Source organism: Vibrio sp. QJM3NY_15 (genome assembly GCF_057785995.1).
In genome coordinates this window covers 820,778-843,031 of sequence record NZ_CM173518.1, presented here as the reverse complement: position 1 = coordinate 843,031, position 22,254 = coordinate 820,778, and the positions used below count along the sequence as shown (strand labels likewise).

At 44.8% G+C, this 22,254-nt stretch carries 19 protein-coding genes and 1 pseudogene; 10 read left to right on the top strand and 10 right to left on the bottom strand.

The features are described 5' to 3' along the window. Positions 1-136: 136 nt before the first annotated feature. Positions 137-849 (top strand): annotated as a pseudogene (locus tag AC3CKG_RS20160) (GntR family transcriptional regulator). Positions 850-898: 49 nt separating this feature from the next. Here the strand turns inward: AC3CKG_RS20160 and AC3CKG_RS20155 are convergent. After that, positions 899-2,098, bottom strand: coding sequence for an enolase C-terminal domain-like protein (locus AC3CKG_RS20155; protein ID WP_488529899.1), 1,200 nt, complete (start codon positions 2,096-2,098; stop codon positions 899-901). A 260-nt stretch (positions 2,099-2,358) separates the two neighbouring features. Between AC3CKG_RS20155 and AC3CKG_RS20150 the strand changes: the two genes are divergently transcribed. The 3 genes from AC3CKG_RS20150 to AC3CKG_RS20140 all read left to right on the top strand — a co-directional run bounded on the left by AC3CKG_RS20150 (position 2,359) and on the right by AC3CKG_RS20140 (position 5,501). After that, complete coding sequence (locus AC3CKG_RS20150) at positions 2,359-3,792, top strand: PTS transporter subunit EIIC (RefSeq protein WP_102279992.1); 1,434 nt, start codon at positions 2,359-2,361, stop codon at positions 3,790-3,792. Positions 3,793-3,898: 106 nt separating this feature from the next. Beyond that, positions 3,899-4,867, top strand: coding sequence for a sugar kinase (locus AC3CKG_RS20145; protein ID WP_488529898.1), 969 nt, complete (start codon positions 3,899-3,901; stop codon positions 4,865-4,867). A 4-nt stretch (positions 4,868-4,871) separates the two neighbouring features. Beyond that, positions 4,872-5,501: a bifunctional 4-hydroxy-2-oxoglutarate aldolase/2-dehydro-3-deoxy-phosphogluconate aldolase gene (locus tag AC3CKG_RS20140; RefSeq protein WP_372227681.1), complete on the top strand. Its 630-nt coding sequence runs from the start codon at positions 4,872-4,874 to the stop codon at positions 5,499-5,501. A gap of 97 nt (positions 5,502-5,598) precedes the next feature. Here the strand turns inward: AC3CKG_RS20140 and AC3CKG_RS20135 are convergent, their stop codons facing one another. The 6 genes from AC3CKG_RS20135 to AC3CKG_RS20110 all read right to left on the bottom strand — a co-directional run bounded on the left by AC3CKG_RS20135 (position 5,599) and on the right by AC3CKG_RS20110 (position 11,834). Continuing rightward, entirely contained in the window at positions 5,599-6,750 is a 1,152-nt protein-coding gene (locus AC3CKG_RS20135) for a M20 aminoacylase family protein (RefSeq protein ID WP_102297830.1), read from the bottom strand. Positions 6,751-6,774: 24 nt separating this feature from the next. Continuing rightward, positions 6,775-7,737 carry a DMT family transporter gene (locus tag AC3CKG_RS20130; protein WP_488529897.1) on the bottom strand — a complete coding sequence of 321 codons (963 nt, stop codon included), beginning with the start codon at positions 7,735-7,737 and terminating at the stop codon, positions 6,775-6,777. A gap of 3 nt (positions 7,738-7,740) precedes the next feature. After that, the gene (locus AC3CKG_RS20125; protein WP_372227682.1) at positions 7,741-8,736 is read right to left on the bottom strand and encodes an EamA family transporter; all 996 of its coding nucleotides are present in this window, start codon (positions 8,734-8,736) and stop codon (positions 7,741-7,743) included. A 79-nt stretch (positions 8,737-8,815) separates the two neighbouring features. Then, entirely contained in the window at positions 8,816-9,778 is a 963-nt protein-coding gene (locus AC3CKG_RS20120) for a DMT family transporter (protein ID WP_052879296.1), read from the bottom strand. A 26-nt stretch (positions 9,779-9,804) separates the two neighbouring features. Next, complete coding sequence (locus AC3CKG_RS20115) at positions 9,805-10,575, bottom strand: maleate cis-trans isomerase family protein (RefSeq protein WP_108195090.1); 771 nt, start codon at positions 10,573-10,575, stop codon at positions 9,805-9,807. Positions 10,576-10,670: 95 nt separating this feature from the next. After that, positions 10,671-11,834, bottom strand: coding sequence for a M24 family metallopeptidase (locus AC3CKG_RS20110; RefSeq protein WP_048662519.1), 1,164 nt, complete (start codon positions 11,832-11,834; stop codon positions 10,671-10,673). 342 nt (positions 11,835-12,176) lie between these two features. Between AC3CKG_RS20110 and AC3CKG_RS20105 the strand changes: the two genes are divergently transcribed. From AC3CKG_RS20105 to dpaL, 3 genes are all read left to right on the top strand, one after another. Then, complete coding sequence (locus AC3CKG_RS20105) at positions 12,177-12,854, top strand: helix-turn-helix transcriptional regulator (protein ID WP_017095787.1); 678 nt, start codon at positions 12,177-12,179, stop codon at positions 12,852-12,854. Between the two features lie 22 nt (positions 12,855-12,876). Next, positions 12,877-13,260 carry a RidA family protein gene (locus AC3CKG_RS20100; protein ID WP_004732389.1) on the top strand — a complete coding sequence of 128 codons (384 nt, stop codon included), beginning with the start codon at positions 12,877-12,879 and terminating at the stop codon, positions 13,258-13,260. A 123-nt stretch (positions 13,261-13,383) separates the two neighbouring features. Continuing rightward, positions 13,384-14,562 (top strand): diaminopropionate ammonia-lyase, encoded by a 1,179-nt coding sequence (gene dpaL, locus AC3CKG_RS20095; protein ID WP_488529896.1) that lies wholly within the window; start codon positions 13,384-13,386, stop codon positions 14,560-14,562. Between the two features lie 112 nt (positions 14,563-14,674). Here dpaL and AC3CKG_RS20090 read toward each other — a convergent pair whose 3' ends face one another. Together AC3CKG_RS20090 and AC3CKG_RS20085 are read right to left on the bottom strand one after the other, a co-directional pair. Beyond that, a complete protein-coding gene (locus tag AC3CKG_RS20090; RefSeq protein ID WP_488529895.1) occupies positions 14,675-15,214 on the bottom strand; it encodes a disulfide bond formation protein B in 540 nt (179 codons plus the stop codon). 9 nt (positions 15,215-15,223) lie between these two features. Further along, positions 15,224-15,379, bottom strand: a complete 156-nt coding sequence (locus tag AC3CKG_RS20085) for a DUF5993 family protein (RefSeq protein WP_017075701.1) — start codon at positions 15,377-15,379, stop codon at positions 15,224-15,226. Positions 15,380-15,670: 291 nt separating this feature from the next. Between AC3CKG_RS20085 and AC3CKG_RS20080 the strand changes: the two genes are divergently transcribed. After that, complete coding sequence (locus tag AC3CKG_RS20080) at positions 15,671-17,920, top strand: hypothetical protein (protein ID WP_488529894.1); 2,250 nt, start codon at positions 15,671-15,673, stop codon at positions 17,918-17,920. Positions 17,921-18,007: 87 nt separating this feature from the next. Here the strand turns inward: AC3CKG_RS20080 and melR are convergent, their stop codons facing one another. After that, positions 18,008-19,027, bottom strand: coding sequence for a transcriptional regulator MelR (gene melR / locus AC3CKG_RS20075; protein WP_488529893.1), 1,020 nt, complete (start codon positions 19,025-19,027; stop codon positions 18,008-18,010). Positions 19,028-19,354: 327 nt separating this feature from the next. Between melR and melA the strand changes: the two genes are divergently transcribed. Further along, positions 19,355-20,707: an alpha-galactosidase gene (gene melA / locus AC3CKG_RS20070; RefSeq protein WP_488529892.1), complete on the top strand. Its 1,353-nt coding sequence runs from the start codon at positions 19,355-19,357 to the stop codon at positions 20,705-20,707. Between the two features lie 71 nt (positions 20,708-20,778). Continuing rightward, positions 20,779-22,206, top strand: coding sequence for a melibiose:sodium transporter MelB (melB, locus tag AC3CKG_RS20065; RefSeq protein ID WP_488529891.1), 1,428 nt, complete (start codon positions 20,779-20,781; stop codon positions 22,204-22,206). Positions 22,207-22,254 lie beyond the last annotated feature (48 nt).

Below are 22,254 nucleotides of genomic sequence, written 5' to 3'. Positions count from 1 at the left end.
CGCCTAACGAACCGTTATTACCATCACCTATATGGCCTTCTATGTTACAATTTCAAGTCATTAAGAGCGTGCTGAATCCCTGATTTAGTTCACTATTCTTTAATCACTGTGAATACACTTTAAAAGTTATTGGCCTATGAAAAAGTACGAATTAGTTGTTCAAGATATTGTGAGCAAGATCTGCCAAAACAGTATTAATCACAAACTGCCAGCTGAAAGAGAACTCTCTGAAATATATGGGTTATCTCGTTTCACCATTCGCAAGGCACTCGCAAAGTTAGAGGCGATTGGAATGGTAAAATCGAAAATTGGGTCTGGGTATTTTGTTAATACTTCTTTAATTGGTACTCCCCTAGTCTATAACTCAATCACTGAAAATAGCTTTGAAGAAATATCTTATAAAAAGATTCAATTAAATAAAACGCTACCAAACCAACATGAACAACAAATATTTTCGTTAGCTGATGATGAGTATATTTGGAAGATTAGACGACTGAGGTTAATAAATAATAAAGTCGTTCAGATTGAAGAGGCAAAGATACCTGTCAGTATCTTCCCTGAAATGAATACAGAGATCATTGAAAACTCCATTCAAAAACACGCGTTAGCACACGATTTAGAGATCGACAGTTACCTCACTACCTATCAAGCGATCAACGTATCCAAAGATGACGCTGACCTTCTGGGTTGTAAAAAGAATTCAGCAGCGATGAACATCACCAACCGAGGGTTCTTAACCTCTGGCGAACGTTCATTGTCAGCGACATTATCGACATCAACTACCAATGCACGTATCACACGCCTTTTAACAGTGAGAGTATGAATTTCAGAGATAAAAATAGCCGCTAGTGCGGCTATTTTATTGCGTTACTCAGTGACCGAATAGGTACTGTTTGAGTTATGGAGTGTGAATCGCGCCATCAGGAAGGCGACTTTGAGTCCACTCGTGGGGGCGATACATTACAGGGAATTCAGCGGCGACTTCTCGGTCGATTTCAACACCAATACCTGCGATTTCAGATGCGTATAAGTAACCATTGATTGGCTCTGCCGCATTCGGGAACACCTTATGTGTATTCTCGTTGTATTCTACATGCTCTTGAATAGCCGCATTGTGTAAATGCACATTCAAATGCGTGTTTACCGCTGCACCAATTGGTGTCATATCTGGCGGGCAGTGCCATGCAATACGAACACCGAAATTCTGACATAAGTGACCAAGTTTCAGAGCCGGGGTAATGCCACCAATCTGTGAAACATGACAACGAATGAAATCAATACGGCGGTTAGCAATCAAAGACTTCCACTCTTCAGGGTTATTAAATAACTCCCCTAAACCCAATGAAACCGAACTTTGACTGCGAATATTATCCAGCCATTCCGTTTGATTTGGCGGCAGAATATCTTCAATGAAGTAAGGCTTATATTGCTCAACTTCTTTGGCAAATTGTATTGCTTGATTTGGGAAAAGGCGCTCATGAACATCATGAAGAATATGGAATTTATTACCATATTTCTCTCTCAGCGACTTAAACATCGTTAGTGTATTGTCCATGTACTGATCTTGGTCGTAATACGAACCTTCAGTCGGGTTTTGAGTGGTATACAAATCGGTTGGAACACCGCCATAGAAACCAAGCTGACAACGAATGTGCTTATAGCCTTTGTCTAGGAAAGATTCCACCAGCTCATAAATACCTTCCATTGTGTCGCTAGTCGCATGTGTGTATACCGGAATAGCATCACGAGACTTACCACCAAATAATTGATGTAGCGGCATACCCGCCAATTTGGCTTTAATATCCCACAGTGCCATATCAACACCGGAAATTGCATTATTGATAACAGGACCATTTCGCCAATAAGCGTTGACCATCATCATTTGCCATAAGTCTTCAATATTATTGGCGTTTTTACCAATAAGAATAGGTTTTAAATATTCATCGACCATTGTTTTTACAGCAAGCGGTCGTTGTTGGAATGTCGCACAACCAAACCCAGTCACGCCTTCATTCGTTTCAACTACCACGGTAATGAGATTGTGTCTGTCTGGTTTAGTAATAATACAATGGATATCAGATATAATAGTTTCTTTCACAATTAAATAACCTAAACTTAAGTCAACTCCTATTATCTAACCGCTTTAAAAACCACATTTCAAGCGCTAATTTTCGGTAAAAATAATTGGTACGTTAAGTGTTTTTTTTTGATTAACAAAACATACCAATTGGCCAAAAATGGTGAAAAAATAATTTTTCGAATTTCAAGTGTGATTGAGATCTCTTTTTACTGCGTTGGAATTAAATTGGTTGTCGTTATGATTACTCGAGTTAAATATATTCCAATAACAGGTGTAGTATGCAAATGGTAGAAAAGAGTGATGCCGTTATTAATAACTCGAAGTCATCATCGAAAAAGAAAAATTTCAAAGAAAATATACAGTTATTAGTCACTGCACTTGGTGGTGAAGACAATATCGTGAGTATCACACACTGTATGACAAGGCTGCGATTCAAATTGGCAGACGAGTCTCTGGTAGACGAAGAAGCGATCAAGCAGATCGCTGATGTGAAAGGTGTGGTACTTCAACAAGGTCAAACTCAAGTCATCATCGGTGTTGAAGTAGAGAAGTGGTTTAACGCGCTATCAAACACTCAACAAGCTGACGCTAATCCGGCTGATGAGCTAGAGAAAGGCAAACTGTTCCAAGGCGTGATGCGCATTGTCGCGGGTATATTCGGCCCTGTAGTCCCAGCGATTGCCGGTGCAGGTATGTTGATGGGTCTACTTTCAGGCCTTATCGCAACCAATGTTATCTCTGAAAGCTCTGACACGGTTTATTTCTTCCGCTCTATCTCTGTTGCTGTGTTCTTCTTCTTGCCTATGCTGGTCTCTTTCTCTGCAGCCAAAGTATTTAAGGTGAACGAATACATCGCGCTTGCTGTTTCCTCTGCAATGTTAGCCCCCAAGCTAGTAGATAAAGCGGTGATGCTAAAAGATGCTGGCGCGGCACCTGAGCTGACGGTGCTAGGCGTGGTTCCTATTGAACTGCTTAACTACGGCGGCGCGATTGTTCCTGCGATTCTAGCAATCTGGTTATTGTCTAAGGTGACTCCGTTAGTTGACCGTCTAGTTCCTTCTTCTGCGAAGCCTGTATTTACACCACTGCTTGCCTTTACGGTGACTTCAACCATCACACTATCATTTGTTGGCCCTGCGGGTATCTGGCTAAGTAATGGCGCGGGTTGGGTGATGAGTTCACTACTGGAAATCTCTCCGACGTTAACAGGCTTTGTTTTCGGTCTGACTCGCCCGATTACCATCGTATTTGGTATCCACCACAGCATGACACCAATCAGCCTAAATAACTTTGCGCTGTATGGTAAGGATTTACTTATGCCGATCATGTGCTTAGGTAACATGGCAATTGCTGGTGCGACAATGGCAATCTGGCACAAGCAACGCAAGACAGTTTCTAAAGAGCAATCTTCAATCACGATGGGCTCAAGCGTGACCGCTATCTTAGGCATCACGGAACCAGCTCTATTTGGTGTCCTAACGAAATACACCAAAGCAATGATGACGGCAAGTTTGGCTGCGGGTGTGTTCGGTGCTATCTCGGTCACGATAGATACTCACTTAACCAGCTACATTCTTTCTTCTGTCTTCAGCTTACCGGCTTACCTTGCAGGCGGTACGCAAAACTTCATTCAAGCACTAATGGGCGTGGTTGGTGTGTTCGCACTGTCTTATGTTCTAACGCTGTTGTTCGTGAAACTAGACAACAAGTAAGACCTCCTCTCAAGCTATTGGGAAAAGAATCAACGTGGCTACTTTCCTTGTAGCCACGTTCCATCATTTATACCTAGCAATACCAATCTTTCTGTAAGGGCACACTATGAGCCACATTGCGATTATCGGCGAGTGCATGATAGAACTGAACGGCGCTCCATTCGGTACCATGCAACAGACCTATGGTGGGGATACGCTCAACGCCGCTGTTTATTTGAACCGAAGTGCCACCAGCTATTCCTGTTCGTCAGATGCACCTGTGATTCGTACCAGTTATGTCACAGCGTTAGGCTCTGACGCTATCAGTCAGCAGATGCTTAACCGATGGCAAGATGAAGGGCTATCAACTGATTTCGTACTGATTGACGAGCAGCACTCGCCAGGCCTGTATCTGATTCAATTAGATGACGTTGGTGAACGCACATTTCTGTATTGGCGTAATGACTCGGCTGCTCGCTACATGGTACAGCATCCCGATTTCGATAAGATAACCGCCCAACTTGAAGATGTCGATATGGTGTTTTTGAGTGGAATCTCTCTGGCGATCTTACCTCATGGCGATCAGCTAAAGTTACTCACCATCATCCAAGGTCTACGTGAACGTGGTGTGGCCATCGCCTTTGATAGTAACTACCGACCAAAGTTGTGGGACTCACAAGACGCAACCAAAGAAGCTTATCAGCTTGCCTATAAAACGACAGATATAGCCTTGGTTACCTTTGATGACGAACAACTGCTATGGGGCGATCAAACGCCACAAGACACCATCAAAAGACTGCATACACTCGGCGTCAAAACGGTTGTTGTAAAGCTTGGTGCTGAAGGCTGCTTGATCAGTGAAAGCCCCGAATATGTGCCAATAAAAGTCACAACAACACCTGTCGAGACTGTGGTTGATAGCACCTCTGCTGGTGACTCTTTTAACGGTGGTTTCTTATCTTGTTACCTCTCTGGAGGTTCTGTTTCAGAAGCCTGCCAACAAGGTAATGCTCTCGCGAGACTAGTTATTCAGCACCACGGTGCAATTATTCCAAAAGCCATCACCGATACTCTTTCAAACCCTATTAAGAAGTAAACCCATGCCTACAATTAATGACCAATTAAAAGCACTTAAAGTTATCCCTGTTATCGCGATTGATAACGCTGAAGATATTATTCCACTAGGTAAAGTTTTAGCGGAAAACGGTCTTCCTGCAGCAGAAATTACTTTTCGTTCTGACGCCGCTGTTGAAGCTATTCGACTTCTACGAGAAGCTCAGCCTGACATGCTGATTGGTGCCGGAACGATTTTGAATGGTAAGCAAGCACTGGCCGCGAAAGAAGCGGGCGCAACCTTTGTGGTATCTCCGGGATTCAATCCAAACACGGTTAAAGCATGCCAAGAGATCAGCATTGATATTATCCCGGGTGTGAACAATCCAAGCACCGTTGAAGCGGCATTAGAAATGGGATTAACGACTCTCAAGTTCTTCCCAGCAGAAGCATCGGGCGGCATCAGTATGGTTAAGTCGTTAGTTGGCCCATACGGCGATATTCGGCTAATGCCTACAGGCGGCATTACGTCATCAAACATCGATAATTACTTGGCTGTACCTCAAGTATTAGCCTGCGGTGGCACTTGGATGGTGGATAAGAAGCTCGTTGAAAACGGAGAGTGGGATGAGATAGCCCGCCTAACGCGAGAGATTGTTGAGCAGGTAAATCGCTAAGCAAACTAAGCAAACCAGCAAAGCCGTTCACCAATTTGAGAACGCCTTACATACAAAAAGAGCGAGAGGTTAGCCTCTCGCTCTTTTTTTCATCAACTTACTGTGACAATTGTTGTTCTACCAAAGTCTTCCAGAAACCAACACCATGCTCCAGAATGTTATCGTTGAAATCGTAGTGTGGATTATGAAGCGCAGTGCCTCCACATTCACCAACACCATTCCCAACTAGCACATAACACCCTTTAACTTCGCGTAACATGAACGAGAAATCCTCACTGATGGTGAAGCGTTCACAAGCTCCATTCACATTATCTTCACCAACAACCGCTTGTGCTGCTTTCACTGCGTGAGCCGTCTCTTCAGGCGTGTTAATCGTTGATAAGAAGCTGTTGTTGAAGTGGTATTGATAATCAACACCTGCCGACATGCACTGGCCAGCGACAACACGCTCAATCGCTTTTTCAATCTTATGCAATGCTTGATCGGTAAAGCTGCGAGTGTCACCAGAAATAGTCACTTGCGAAGGAATCACATTCACGGTGCCATTGGTAACAAAGTTAGTCACCGAGATAACCGCCGTCTCATCAATGGCGCTCAAATTACGCGAAACGATGGTTTGCAGTGCTGTGACCACCTGAGCTCCAACAACAATCGGATCGGTTCCCATGTGTGGCATCGCCGCGTGGCCGCCCGTCGCTTTGATCACAATCTCAAAACTGCTTTCACTTGCCATAAGCGAGCTTGGACGAGTCACAAATTTACCTTCTGGGATACCCGGTAAGTTATGCATAGCGTAAATCGCATCCATATTCCAACGAGTGAACAGGCCATCAGCGATCATCGCTTTCGCTCCTGTGCCTCGCTCTTCATCTGGTTGGAAAATGAAGTACACAGTGCCATCGAATTGCTTACTGGTTGCTAACTCTTGCGCCGCACCCAGTAGCATCGCGGTATGGCCATCATGTCCACAAGCGTGCATCGCTCCTTCATGTTTTGAAGCGTGACAAAAAGTGTTCTGTTCATGAATGCGCAGCGCATCCATATCCGCACGTAGACCAATCGAGCGATCGCTTGTGCCATTTTTCAGAATTCCAAGCACACCTGTTCCGCCAATACCGCGGTGAACTTCAATGCCGAACTCTTCGAGCTTGTTCGCTACGAATTCAGATGTTATGAACTCTTCAGTGCCGAACTCTGGGTACTGATGTAAATGGCGGCGCCATTCTGTAACGTTGGCAATGTTAGTCATGGAAACTCCAATAAATACTTAAAATTAATTTGTTAAAACTGTTTTAGATGTCATCTCGCGGGACTTGTTGGATGCAGCAAACAGCATCATTGCCACAATAATCAAGCCAACAGCCAGCGCCCTAAAAGGTGTGATGAGTTCTCCAAACACCAAAACAGCGATGAAAAATGCAGACATAGGGATGAGGTTTAAAGCCATACTGCTGCCTTCAACACCAACACGCTCTATGCCGTATATGTATGCGATGTAGCCCAGCCCTGATACAAAGCCACCCAGCACAATAATGCAGAGTAACGACCAAGAAGGGCGAATCACTAGTAACAGGCTTGGTACATCAAGGCCTGAAACCAGTAAGTAAATGAAAAATCCAACCGCCGCAAAACCAAATTGATAATGCATGGTGCAAGTTGCACCGTATTTTTCTGCAAGCTGAGCGCGCAAGTGAGTCACCGACGCAAAGCTCAGCACACTCAATAGACAAATCAGGTGCCCGATGTTTACTCCTCTATCTTGAGACGTAAACGGAGGAGCGAGCACTAACATGCTGACGCCAACCAAAGCAATTCCGCTAGAGACGATTTGCATGCGAGTAAATCGAGCGCCGTAAAAAAGCTGACCTATCGCCAAGATAGCAATGGGAACAAGTCCCTGAATGACGCCATTCTCTGACAGTGAAATATAGTCCAACGAGAGAAACGAAAGAAAGCTAAACAAACCTTGGCCAACGACACCGCATACCAACAACTTGAATAGATCGCTCCGATTAGCCCAACTAAACGCCAACTTCGGTTTGCTTTGAGTTTTCTTGTGGATCATTGCTGAGAAAATCAGGACTAAAGATAAAACAAAGAATGCCATCATGTAGCGTAGCCACACCAACAATCGCGCATCAATGGTTTGTAATGGCAAGGTAGCTAATGCGCCCTCTGAACCCCATAACAACCCTACGCCAATCGCTGCCATCCAACCTTTAGTCACTGATTTCATCACTTAGCTCGCTTCTGGTGTTGCTTTTTTATCGCAAGCTAAATTTTCTGAAGATTGTTCTTCCTGCTTTGTCTCAAACTTCGTGAACACGTAAAGTGCGACCACAATTAATGAAACAATGATGGTTTTGCCCATTGCCATCTGTTCGCCAAGTGTTAAAACCGCCACTAAGTAGCCAACCAAAGGCATTAGGTTTAATGCCATCGTTGCCTTTTCGACACCGATACGCTTGAAAGAATACAATTGAATCAAGTAGCTACCGCCGGAGATACCCGTACCTAAGAAAATAAGCAAAGCAATTAACAGCGGGCTAGAGAAGATAATGTAAATCTGAGACAGGTCTAAGCCCATGGTCAATACAACGATGATGCCCATTACTGCAACTGAGATGTATTGGTAAAGCATCGAAACAACTGAACCGTATTTGTCCGCCAAGCTAGCTCGTAAGTGAGCAGTCCACGCCAGCGCCAACATTGAACACGTCACGTAAACGTAACCTAGTAATGGTGTACCACCTTCAATGGAGTTTGTCGGACCAACACTCATTGCGTAAATACAAACCGCAGAAGCAATGAAAGCACCCCACTGAATCTTGTTCATACGAAAGTTCATAAACATCATGCCAAAGAAAACCGTCGCGAACGGCTGCATGCCTTGAATAACGCCGTTTTCAGTCGCACCAATGTGAGAAAGAGAAAGGAAGTTGAACAGTGAAAACACCCCTTGTCCAACGATGCCACAAAGCGCAATACGACCAATATCTTTGGTATCGATCTTTAACGAAGAACCCAAGTCAGCGCTTAAGCTTTTGCTACGTGATGTAAAAAAGAAAATGATGGAAAGGCCAATTACCGCAGTAACGTAGCGGAAAAATACCAATGTCATCGGGTCAACAGCCATAGAGAGCGGCTTAGATACCACCCCAGTTACGCCCCAGATACAGGCAACAGCAATGGCAGCAGTCCATCCTAAAAATGTGTCTCTGTTTGTTGTGTTCATCTGTCTATCTTCCATAATTTTTAGGTAACGGCGGTGCGCACACCGCCTTGTTACTCATGATTTTATTGAGTGTTTTTCGCTAGTTAACGTCTGTCGCTGTTTTCAGCTGAGGCGCTTTTTTCTTCGCCTTACCAAACTTCATGAACAACATCATTGAGCCAATAACGACTGCAATCGCTAGTAGTCGCATTGGCGTCACCGCTTCACCGAGAGCAAACACAGCCAGGACGAAAGAAGACAGAGGCATCAAGTTAAGTGCCATACCCGTTCCGTCTACGCCGACTCGTTCCATTGCATAGATGTAGATTAGGTAGCTGATACCTGAAATACCCACACCCAGAATTGCAATACAAGCCATACGAAGTGGAGAACTGAAAATACCGAGAGCTGAAGAGAAATCGGCGCCGACAACCAGTAGGTAAAGACCGAAGCCAATTGCCGCAAAAACAAACTGGTGATACATCGTCGCTACTGAACCATATTTCTCAGCAAGCTTGGCACGAGCGTAAGCCATCGTAGAGAAGCTCGCGGCACTACCCAGACAGATCAAGTGACCAATGTTAAATCCGCTGCCTTCAACAGAAGGGTCCATGACCAAAATAGCGACACCAACGAAGGCGCCAACAGCTGCCAATATTTGTAGTGGTGTAAAACGCTCGCCGTGGCGAAGGAAACCGACACACAAAATGATGATTGGGATAAGGCCTTGGATCACGCCGTTTTCTGAAGCGGTAATGTAATCAAGAGATAGGAACGATAGAAAACTGAAAGCACCTTGACCAATAATGCCGCAACATGCCGCCCAGAAGATGTCGTGTCGGTTTGCCCAATTAAGTTTAAAATCGACTTTTTTCTGTGGTTTACCCATCGCATTGCTGACTTGGATAATCACAAACAGAGTAATGAAAGCGACGGTATAGCGAACCCATACCAAGACTTGTGCGTCCATTACTTCTAAAATAGGTGTCCCTACGATCCACGGAATACCCCAAAGCATGCCAATGAAAATGGCAGCTAACCAACCTTTAGTTGTATTACTCATCTTAAAATTCCTTTATTCATTGGTTGCTATTGATTTAGCAATTGTCCGTAACCTGGACATTGAGCTTTGTTGCCGACTAAGTGCATGCAGTGCCAGAACATCGCAGAGTTGCTGCACACGACTGGGATACCAAATCGATCTTCAATCTCTTGAATGTGGTCAAGAACACGAAGGTTGGTGCAAGACATAAACACCACATCGGCACCAGAGCCCGGCAACATTTTGCTCAACGCTTCCATCATCGATTCCTTTGAAACCGTCGTGATGTCAGTGTCTTTCTCAATGCCAAGTGAACCTAAAACAGGAACTTCAAAGCCAGCGGCAGTCAGTTGTTGATAAAGAGGGAAATTCACTTCTGTTGGGTAGGGGGAAAACACGGCAACTTTCTTTGCACCCAAGTGCTTAAATGCGGCTTGAGCAGCTGTCCATGGGTTGGTTGCGGGAATATCACCGCGATTTTGTGTAAGAAGGTTAGCGACTTTTTCTTCACCGATAATGATAGAAGCTGAAGTGCAACCAAACGCCATGACATCCATGGGTAAACCCGTCGCTATCAGATCGGATGCTTCGCTGATCCCAACCGCAATTTGGTCGAGTGCTTCTGGAGTCATTTCGCTGCTGTAATAAACACGGGAGCTAAACATTCCTGCTTGTGTGCCCAGTAATTTTGCCCAGTCCATCTCTAAAGAGTGGTCAGTACTTAGTTGCACTAAACCGATATGAACTCGACCAATCCTTGGAGCCTGAACGTGCTGTAATGGGATTTCAAATTGTCGAAACTGTTCTATTGTTTGCATGAGAAACTCGTATTTTTATAGTTTTTATATGCTGACTCCAGAATCCAGAGTCAGCTTTTGTAGGGTGTTAAATTTGTAAGGTGTTAAATTTTGAGCTAAATAATGATCAATTCTGGTTCAGCTCGTTCGCTCAACCATTCAGCGCCGTCTTCAGTGATCACAATGTTCTCTTCGTGAACCATCGACTTACCCGGCGCGTAAACCATGCCCGGTTCTAGTGTCATCACCATGCCTGGCTTAAGTACTGTGTTGTCGGTAGCCGTGTTAGACGGGCGCTCTGTCAGCTCCATACCTAAACCATGACCTAGACGACCAACGTCGTTACCCAATGCACCATTGGCTTCTAGTACTCCCCACATCGCGTTGTAGATGTCCGTCGTGGTTGCGCCCGGTTTCGCTGCCTCGAAGCCTTTCGTGGTCGCTTCGTAAGTAGCGCGGTATGCCGCTTTGGTTTGCTCACTCGCATGACCAAATGCCCAGTTACGGTCGAAATCAGAGAAATAACCATCACGTACAGCACCCGTATCGATGATCAACACATCTCCCGGTTCAATAATGCGATCGGTAGGACCCATGATGATGCTGTCATAACCATCTGGCCCTGAGCCTGCGATGATGTAAGGGCATTCGTCCGCACCTTCTAACAACATATCGATACGGAACTGTTTACAGATTTCACGCTCGGTCATGCCGGCTTTTGCGTAACCCGGAATCTTGCTAAACCCAACGTTAGTAATGCGGCAGATTTCACGTGTTTTCTCAATTTCAGCTTGTGATTTGATCTGACGAAGTTCATGCATTGCTAAAGACACATCAACAAAGTCTTTCTTAACCATGGTGGTTAATTTCAAGTAGTTGTTCACCGGCATACGTAAGTGAGATTCAATGCCCAGCGTTGCGCCTACTCGGCCATGACGACAAGGCAGAGAGTTCAATGCGCTAGCAACTAAGCTAATGCCATCATCTTCAGGACGAGGAGAAGGCCAAGTAATAATGTTGTCGACCCATGTTCCCGCCATACCACTTGCTCCGATTTCAGGAACAATCGCAATCGGCTTTCCTTCTGCAGGAACGATGACAAACCATGGACGAGTTGGGCTATGCCAAAACTGAGTGTGGAAGCCAGTGAAGTAGCGAACGTTTGGCTCGGTTGTGAAAATCATCGCATCCAGATTCATCTCATGCATGACTTTTTGAGCGCGTGATGTTCTGTGTTCAAACTCAGCTTGTTCAAAGCCGCGGTTTAGGTAGTTAGTCATTGGAACCTCTAATTATTGTATTTAGGTAGGCACTTCTGCTGCTCTTCACAACCAGTAACCAACCCTATAGTTCAATTTTGTTTACGTTACGCTGAGCATCTTACTGACATTTCAGTTAAATAATGTGACCAAGATCTTAGGGTTAACTATAGTGACCAGAAACCATCTAAAACTGGAAATATTGTTGATTACGATCAATTTTGGGTACTTATTTGTAACTTTAGGCTTGTGTAGGGAGCGGATATATAGTCTTATAGTTACATAAAGTTAATTGGCAACTTGAAATACATCGATTAACCAAAGATAATGAAAGGCAATTAAAGTTAACAACAGTGGTCTAAAATGAACGCATCAGCATATAAATCGTTTAACGTTGAATTCACCGACAATGATAGAGAGCATCTCGCACTGAACTTTCGCTTAGCCGAAACCATTGCCGACTTTATTGGTCCGCACTGTGAGGTTGTGATTCATTCATTTGAGAGCTTTGAAAAGTCGGTAGTGAAGATAGTGAACGGCCACCACACGGGTCGAGAAGTAGGGTCACCTATCACCGATCTAGGGCTGAAAATGCTGAGTGTGTTTGAGAGCACTGGTGAGGTCACGCCAAAGAGTTACTTCACCACCAGCAAAGATGGGTCACTGCTTAAATCTACGACCTGTGTGCTAGCTGGAGAAAATGGCAAACCGATTGGGCTGTTCTGTATCAATATGAACTTGTCTCACCCGTTTCCTGAGATCATAAAAACTTTAATGCCAGACATGGCTCATGCCCCTGTGGGTGTGCATGAGAACTTTGGAGCTTCAACAACAGAAGTGATTGAGCAAGCGCTTGAGCACGCTATTTTTGAAGTCGACAACGATGAGTCAGTCAACTTAAAAGGTCGAAACAAAGCCATTACCAAGCTATTGCTTGAGAACGGTATTTTCGAATTAAAAGAGGCGACAGCATTCGTATCTGAGCGTCTTGGTATTACTCGCCACGCTATTTACAAATACATCCGCGAGTTTAGAGCATAGAAATCCTATAAAGAGAAACGAAATGAAAACAAAAATCCATACAGATCTAGCACCAGCAGCAATTGGCCCTTACTCTCAAGGTATGGCATTCAAAGACCTAATCTTCACTTCAGGTCAATTACCGCTTGATGCAAAAACAATGGCGTTTGTTGAAGGTGGCATCAAAGAGCAAGCTCGTATGTCACTAGAAAATCTAAAAGCAGTTTTGGAACAAAGTGGTGGTTCACTGGATACCGTTATTAAAACCACATGTTTCTTATCTGATATGGAAAACTTCGTTGCATTTAACGAGGTGTACACGGAAGTATTTGGTACAGAGAACGCACCTGCACGCTCTTGTGTTGAAGCGGCTCGTCTACCAAAAGACGCATTAGTTGAAGTAGAAGCGATCGCTTACATCAAGTAATCACGAACCGCTTTAATTGAAGACGTATAGCTTAATCCAATAACGTGAAGCTATAACGAAAAACAAGGTCATTAAGCATCGTTGATGGCCTTTAATTCCTCTGCCTGTATCTAAGTGTGCCCTATGTTAAAACTATCAAAAAATTCATTCTACACTGGTCAAGTCTGCGAACTGTTTACCGCTTCTCAAGCGCAACAAGCGCGTGAGTTTCACCGCCAGATCGAAGGCTACCAACCCACTCCACTCGTGTCTCTTCCACATCTTGCTAAACAGCTTGGTGTTAAGGCGATCCTCGTTAAAGACGAATCAAAACGCTTCGGTTTGAATGCATTCAAGGTACTCGGCGGTTCTTACGCTCTGGGTCGCCAATTGGCAAAGCACCTTGGCATTGATATCTCTGAGATCAACCTTAAAACGGTCGCTTCAAAACTAGAAAAACCACTTGTTTTTACTACAGCAACCGCAGGCAACCATGGTACAGGTGTCGCTTGGGCTGCTCGTGAAATGGGCCAAAAAGCCGTGGTTTATATGCCAAAAGGTTCATCTCAAGCAAGCGTTAACCGTATTCAAGGCCTAGGCGCTGAATGTATCGTGACAGAAGTAAACTACGACGACACGGTACGCATGGCGAACCAAACCGCTCAAGACAACGGTTGGATGCTAGTTCAAGACACTGCATGGGAGGGTTATGAAGAGATCCCAACGTGGATTTCTCAAGGCTACATGACAATGGCAGATGAAGCGATTGAGCAAGCTCAAGCATTGGAGTTCGGCGCTCCAACTCACGTTCTTCTGCAAGCCGGTGTAGGCGCAATGGCAGGTGGTGTGTTGGGTTACCTTGCAGATAAACTGGGAGCTGACACCTTTGAAACCATCATTGCTGAACCAGCGGCGGCAGATTGCATTTTCCGCTCTGGCGAGAAAGGCGAAATGGTTAATGTAACGGGCGAGATGAACTCCATCATGGCAGGCCTTGCTTGCGGTGAACCAAACCCAGTAACGTGGCCTGTACTGCGTGATTGCAGCAATCACTTTATTTCGGTTGACGACAATGTTTCAGCAACAGGTATGCGTATCCTTGGCAACCCACTTAGTGGTGATGAGCAAGTGATCAGTGGCGAATCTGGTGCTATCACACTTGGTTTACTTTACACGTTATGTCGTGAAGGCGCAGACCAAGCAGTACGTGATGAGCTAGGTTTAAACCAAGACGCAACCATCATGCTATTTAGCACTGAAGGTGACACCAACCAACCGCGATACCGCGACATTGTTTGGAACGGCTTACATCACTCTAGCTAACTAAAAGACTCCACAACTCTAATCAAAAAGCCACAGCGAATGCTGTGGCTTTTCTTTTGGGGTATTAGATTTAATACTTTTCCCCATCTCCTCTTAGCGAGCCACCAGTCCCTTAATTAAGTAACCAATAGCTCACCGGATTATCAGGGCACTGATAAGGACCGCATTCGACAAATGTAGCAATAGCATTCAATGCCACCACCACGATTGCTAGTAAACACACAATCCGTCCAAAGTTGCTCATTTTGTAGGGTTCATGAGACTCGGCCTTATTGGTTAGTATCAAGATCACGGCAACACCCAATATGGTTGCAGCGAACAACACAAAGGCCCAAGTGTAATAATGCATCCCAAAAATAGGGCTACCGTAACCAGGAGTGCCCGGAATCACGTGTAGGGAAACTTGTCTTAACGATGTGGCCACTCCATACAACGCGCCAATTAACACAACCCCATAGTGACGAGGTTGAGGCCCATAAACCACATTCAACATGAAGCCAAACGCGACCATCACAAAGCCAATCCGTTGCAGTAAACACAGTGGGCAAGGAAGTTCATTGAGGACAAACTGAAGAATAAAGCCGATCAACAAAACGGCTGTCATACCCAGTAAACCAAGCGCATTCAGAAGAGTTAACTGATTTCGATTCATGCTAGCTCCTTACAACAAGATCGATAGAGGGTCAGTCGCATGGTGGTTAAACCAATACAAACCAAGGATCACTGAGCCAGCGAAAAAACCATACGCGGCGGTTTTCTTACCGAAAAACCCGCATACCATCGCCACAAGTAACAACAAAAATAGTAAAGACATCATAAGAGGCATCCTCTCCTTATTTATCGAGTTCACTCAAGGTGAACGTCATAAAAATATCCACACCTACGCCCTTAATCATGCAACTTCGGTAAATCTATGGATTACGGATTTAAAATCATCAACTTAATAGTTGTTAGTAACCTCTAAGCTGTCAAGTTAGAGACGATAAGTTCATTGACAGGGTTTGCTACGCTTATATTACTCAGAGAACATTTTGTTATTTTTGCTTTAGCGAGTCTCCGGTATTTATTGACCACTACAAGGTGACTCCCATCGTCGCTAGGAAGCTTCATGAAAAAACACTGTACCTCGTTATTGTCACTCCTCTCCTTTATCAGCCTCGCACTTCCAAATGCCAGTTTAGCCAACTACGCCATTGTGCTGCCCGGCCAGCATGAGCAAGGGAACAACCTGCAAGGCTCAGCTGTATCAACAGACAAAGTGATTGATTGGGAGATAGATAACAGTGATTTAGTATTTGGGGCTTACTGCAATAAAAGTGACAACGAAAAAGCCAATAGCATCGGCTATATGTACAACCAAAAGTTAGAACTAAATTCGGGAGCGTTGGAAGACGAAATTAGAAACACGGCAGAGAAAAACAACATTGATTACGAAGACTTCTTCTTACACTTTTCAGAAGATACTATTCTTGCGGAGCTGGATACAACGCACGGTGAAAATACGCTTTTAAGCCGTAAGCCTATGATCGTTGGCTATACCGCAGACGAAAAACATGCGGGCTATGCACTTTATCAGCAGCCGCCTTGGGATGCTGATGTGTTTGAACATTTCGAACGTGGCGGAGCACTTTACGTTTACCATTCGGAGAAGTTCGATAGCTTAACATTCGAATTTTCACGCTTTGCACAAGGCGGAGAATTCCATATTGAATATCCAACATCGACGAATGATCTAGGCCAATCCACGACATGGGCTCGCTTAGACATAATTAACGATCACACACAGAATATGACTCAAAGCCAAGCGGTAAACTGGCGATTGCCCTCGAATTGGGTCAGAGCAACGACTCACGATGGCAGTGGTCAGAGTTACGGTGGCGGGCAGTATTTTGGTTCTACATTTGTGCGAGATGGTGGCCATTTATACGTTCTCAGGATCCGTTGGCAAGGCAGTTCAAGCGATATTCGACCTCGCTTAAATCAAGTTCAATTAAAAGACAGTTTCCCTAAGTTCGATATCAAGAACCTACCCTTTCCCACTCCAAATACAGATTCGAAATCATCCGGTAAAGCCAAACATTGGCGGAAAATTCACGGCTTTGACCAAGCCGCTGATCTAAATAGAGATAACTACTTATCACCTTCTGAGTATCAGAATCGAACCAACAAATCGGCCACGGCGCGCTTTCGTTGGGAATCTCGCGTCATTCCTTTTGGACGAATGTGGAATCAAAATTCATCATGGGCGCTGACCAATCTAACTAATCCACAGTTATTAAGTGCAGTGCAAGCTTACTATTCCAAACATTGGGCTCAGCAAGGCCTGCGCGGGGCGTATAACGACGACACCAATAAGCTCATGGGCAGCAATCAGTTTGAGGTGTATATGGGTGGAAAAGTCAGTGAAATGGAGCTTATTGTAGGCTCAGACGACGCAGACCAAGTTTACCAAACTCAATTCACCTCCTTCCTACAGAAGCTAACAGCGCACGACAGCAATCCGATCGTTGGGCTCAATATTGGAACGGCCAATCTTTATGGTCGGCATGGCCAATCACACCTAATCAAAGCGGGAAATGTCTATCTGAGAGAGCATTATTTATTCCCGTCGACAGGATTCAGTGGTTATGCGGGGCTGTCTAAATTTTGGGATAATTCTGCGTTGGCACACGGCAAACAAAATGTGATATTTCAAGCAACCACGCGCTTTGGCCGAGTTGAATATTTTGGAAACAACGAAGAAAACTGGAAACAAGACCAGTACTCAACACTCGCTATTTTTTACCTCAACTACCACCCCAAACACAGTTACTTCAACCAGTGGAACAGCGGCTACGTATATGGGAGCAACAATACAACCAAAGACAACTTCTGGAAAAGTGGTATACCAAAGAACATAGCTTATAGACCAACCGCATTACTCGCCGTTGATTTAGGCTCCCCCACTCGTTCGATACCTCAAGGTTTTGAAGCCATCCCTTTGATGCTTTCAACGAGTAGCCCACAACCTGCTGATTACACGATTGTGGGAAACGCTTCCCAAGACCACATTGAGCATGCCGATCTGCCGAACGGTAAGGTTCAATTACTGCCAACTCATAGTTACTTTGTTTATCAATCGGATCACTACGCAGTAGAAGGTGGCCCACAAGACATGGTGCTTGCCAGGGAATTTGAGCATGGCCGAGTCCTTTATCGAACAGACTTTCATGGACAGAACTCAGACTTTTACTCGGCACCGAAACTCAGTATTCCATTAAAAAAACCAATGAGGCCAGTCGATGCAAATGGCGATATTGGCGACTATGTTAACGAAGTTAAGCTTGGGGGATATCAAGGGCTATTTCTGCTTTATTAGCCCCTTAGCCCCTTAGCCCCTTAGCCCCTTAGCCCCTTAGCCCCTAGTTCAGGGTATTAGCCATCTTTACGCAACGGGAATAAATACTTACCACTTTTCCTTTAAATTATCGGTGACCGTTAGCGGCCTTTTACCATCACACGCACCTTTCTCAAGGTCGTAGACGGGGCTGGATCCATGACTGCTCCACCGATGATCTTCCCTCGCTATTTTTCGATATTGCGTCGGCGTGGCGCCAATGTACGTTTGGAAGGTTTCATAGAATCGGCTACTCGAATTGAAGCCCACCGTGAGTGAGATATCGAGAATGGTTCTGTCCGTATCACTCAGTAAAGCGCGAGCATGATTGATGCGCATCGCAGTAATGTACTGCTTAATGGTCATCTGCATCGTTCGTTGAAATACGTTCATTGCATAGTTGGCATGTAATCCAATATGTTCTGCGATACCTTTCACGGTTAATGGCTGGTTGTGATGCGTGGCGATGTATTCCAACATTTGGCTGACATAAAATTGAGAGTGTTTCGACACCCCTTTTGAGGTCGATTTGTCCTGTCGATTTACGAGCAGTTGTTGCCAACCATCAAGGCAGATTCGCTTAAGCATCAAGCCAATTTCATCGATGGCCAACTGCTGGCGACTTTCTGACGAATGCTTTATCTCTTGTACCCAACGGGCAATTTCAAATTCACTCACTAGCGAACAAGAATTCGATTGCAACACACTGCCGTGAGTTATCTGATTGACTAAATCCCGACTGAGAGTCCACGACATAAAATGATGAATCGGTATGTTGATGATCCCCATATTATGGCTTTGGCCGGGATTGGTGAGTCGATGAGGTACCGATGCCCAAAACAAGCCAATCGATCCGCTCTTAACCACGATTAGGCTGCCGTTAATGATGTATTCCACATCGTCCCCAAAAGGAATATTCACCTCAATTTGACCATGCCAATGATAGCCGGGCATGGAGTGAGGAGCTCTGAGTTCGATATCGATTTTCTCATAGGAAGAATAGAGAGAAAGCGGGCTTACCGACACGGTCTCGGATGAGTACTTATCTAAAGTGATAATTCTCAGCGTATCAGGGGTTGATTGCGGCATATCTCGTTCCTTAGGAAATCGTATAAATGACTTTTAGCAGTTCCCCGATAATAAAACTCTGAAAGCGATCATAGTACCGAAATACCCCATTTCATAAGATCAGCACAATGTGATTAGAGTCAGCACCTTAAGTGCAAAACTCGCTTCATTGCACAACCCCTCTCCTCAAAAGCCAGCAAGTTATCCCATTTCCTAAGATTTCCATTCAATGATTTTAAAATATTAGAAAACGGGAGAGCTATTTGATTATCTGAGACGAATCGACGTGGGTTCTAGGTGTAATTTGTCTGTATCAACAAAGAACTCAGAGAGATAAAGGATTCCACTATGCAAAGCCCTAAGATCACATTCATCGGTGCAGGATCAACCATTTTTGTTAAGAACATTCTTGGTGACGTTTTCCATCGTTCTGCACTACAAAACGCTCATGTCGCCCTGATGGATATTGATGAGACCCGATTAGAAGAGTCACACCTAGTCGTCAGTAAACTCATGGAATCATCTGGTGCTACTGGCTCTATTTCATGCCACTTAAATCAAAAAGAGGCACTACAAGATGCAGACTTCGTTGTCATCGCTTTCCAAATCGGCGGTTATGAACCTTGTACGGTCACGGATTTCGAGGTGTGTAAACGCCATGGCCTAGAACAAACCATCGCAGACACACTAGGCCCAGGCGGTATTATGCGTTCGCTACGCACGGTCCCGCACCTTTGGAGCGTGTGTGAAGATATGACCGAGGTTTGTCCGAACGCCACTATGCTCAACTACGTCAACCCTATGGCGATGAACACGTGGGCGATGTACGAGAAATACCCGCACATCAAACAAGTCGGTTTATGCCACTCAGTACAAGGCACAGCAGAAGAATTAGCGCGCGACCTAAACTTAGACTATTCAGACCTTCGCTATACCTGTGCTGGCATCAACCACATGGCTTACTACCTCACTCTTGAGAAGAAAACAGCAAGTGGTGAGTACATCGATATTTATCCGGATCTACTTGAAGCTTTTGAGAGTGGCCAAGCGCCTAAACCGGGTATTTATCACAATGGTCGCTGCACAAATTTGGTTCGCTACGAGATGTTCAAAAAATTGGGCTACTTTGTGACTGAGTCTTCTGAACATTTTTCGGAATACACCCCCTACTTTATCAAGCCGAATCGCCCAGATTTAATTGAACGTTATAAAGTGCCACTTGATGAGTACCCGAAGCGCTGTGTCGAGCAAATAGCCGATTGGAAACGCGACCTTCAAGAATTTAAAACAGCTGACAAAATTACCGTTGATGAATCTCATGAGTACGCCAGCACCATCATGAATTCTATCTGGACAGGCACTCCGAGCGTCATTTACGGCAATGTGAAAAATGAAGCCTTGATCGACAACTTACCGCAAGGCTGCTGTGTTGAGGTCGCTTGTTTAGTTGATGCGAATGGTGTGCAGCCGATCAAAGCTGGTCGCCTACCTAGCCACTTGGCCGCATTAATGCAGACCAACATCAATGTTCAAACTCTATTAACGGAAGCCATTCTCACTGAAAACCGCGACCGTATTTATCATGCTGCGATGCTGGACCCACATACAGCCGCGGTACTTGGAATAGAAGAGATATACGCGCTGGTTGACGACTTGATTGAAGCTCATGACGATTGGCTACCAGAGTGGGTTAACAAGTAATTTCATACTAATAAAAAATACAATAACGTGAATATTAGCGCCTTCTTACTGAGGAGGCGTAAGGAGTGGCAATGAGTATCTCTATGAATACCAAGCTAAGTTATGGCTTTGGGGCGTTTGGTAAAGACTTCGCAATCACCATCGTCTATATGTACCTAATGTTTTACTACACGGATGTAGTCGGAATTTCTGCCGCTACCGTCGGAACCATCTTTCTCGTCGCCCGTATTTGGGATGCGGTCAACGACCCAATCATGGGCTGGTTGGTCAACAATACGCGCACCCGTTGGGGCAAATTCAAACCTTGGATTTTAATCGGCACGCTCGCCAACTCTGTCGTGCTACTCATGGTGTTTAGTGCGCATTACATCGAAGGCCCTTGGTTAATCGCCTATGCCGCTGTCACTTATATTTTGTGGGGCATGACTTACACACTAATGGATATTCCTTTTTGGTCGTTAGTCCCAACACTCACCTTGGATAAACGCGAACGCGAAGAGTTAGTCCCATACCCTCGCTTCTTTGCGAGCCTCGCGTGGATAGTCACCGCTGCCATTGCAATGCCCTTCGTCAACTATGTAGGTGGCGACGACAAGGGGTTTGGGTTTCAAATATTTACGCTACTGTTGATTGCCTGTTTCTTAGTATCGACATTTATCACACTGCGTAATGTCAAAGAACGCTATTCAACCGCGAACCTCGACACCACACAGCCTGAAGAAAAAGTATCACTGAAAAAGCTACTGTCACTTATCTACAAAAATGACCAATTGACCAGCGTTCTATGCATGGCACTGTCTTACAACTTGGCGACCAACATCATCACAGCCTTCGCGGTTTACTATTTCACCTATGTTGTAGGTAACGAAGAGTTGTTCCCTTACTACATGGCTTATGCGGGCATCGCGAACCTCATCACACTGGTGCTGTTTCCTAAACTCGCAAAAATGTTCTCACGCCGCACTCTATGGGCTTGTGCTTCCACTTTCCCTATTTTAGGCAGTGCTGTTCTGATCTATGTTGGCATGTACGACAAACAAAGCATTCTGTTGATTTCAACGGCGGGTGTATTCCTACAAATCGGTACTGCACTGTTTTGGGTACTCAACGTGATCATGGTTGCCGACACGGTCGATTACGGTGAATTTAAACTGGGTGCTCGTTGTGAAAGTATTGCTTACTCTGTGCAAACTTTGGTCGTAAAAGCAGGCTCTGCATTTGCCGCTTTCTTCATCGGTATCTCGCTCACTGCCGTCGACTATGTACCTAACGTAGTGCAAAGCCCTGAAACCGTATTTGGCATGCAATGCATCATGGTCGGCCTACCTGCTTTCTTCTTTGCTATTGCGTTAATCATCTACTTCCGCTTCTACAAACTGAACGGCGCGTATCACCAAAAAATTCAAGATCACCTCACTGAAAAGTATGACCACATCACCAACAATGGCTCAAATAAAGGCGAAAACCACAAACCAGCAGAACCGGTACAAGCTGTGTAAACGAGAAGAAACAGCAATTTATCATTGATAAAAAAGGATACAAAAACA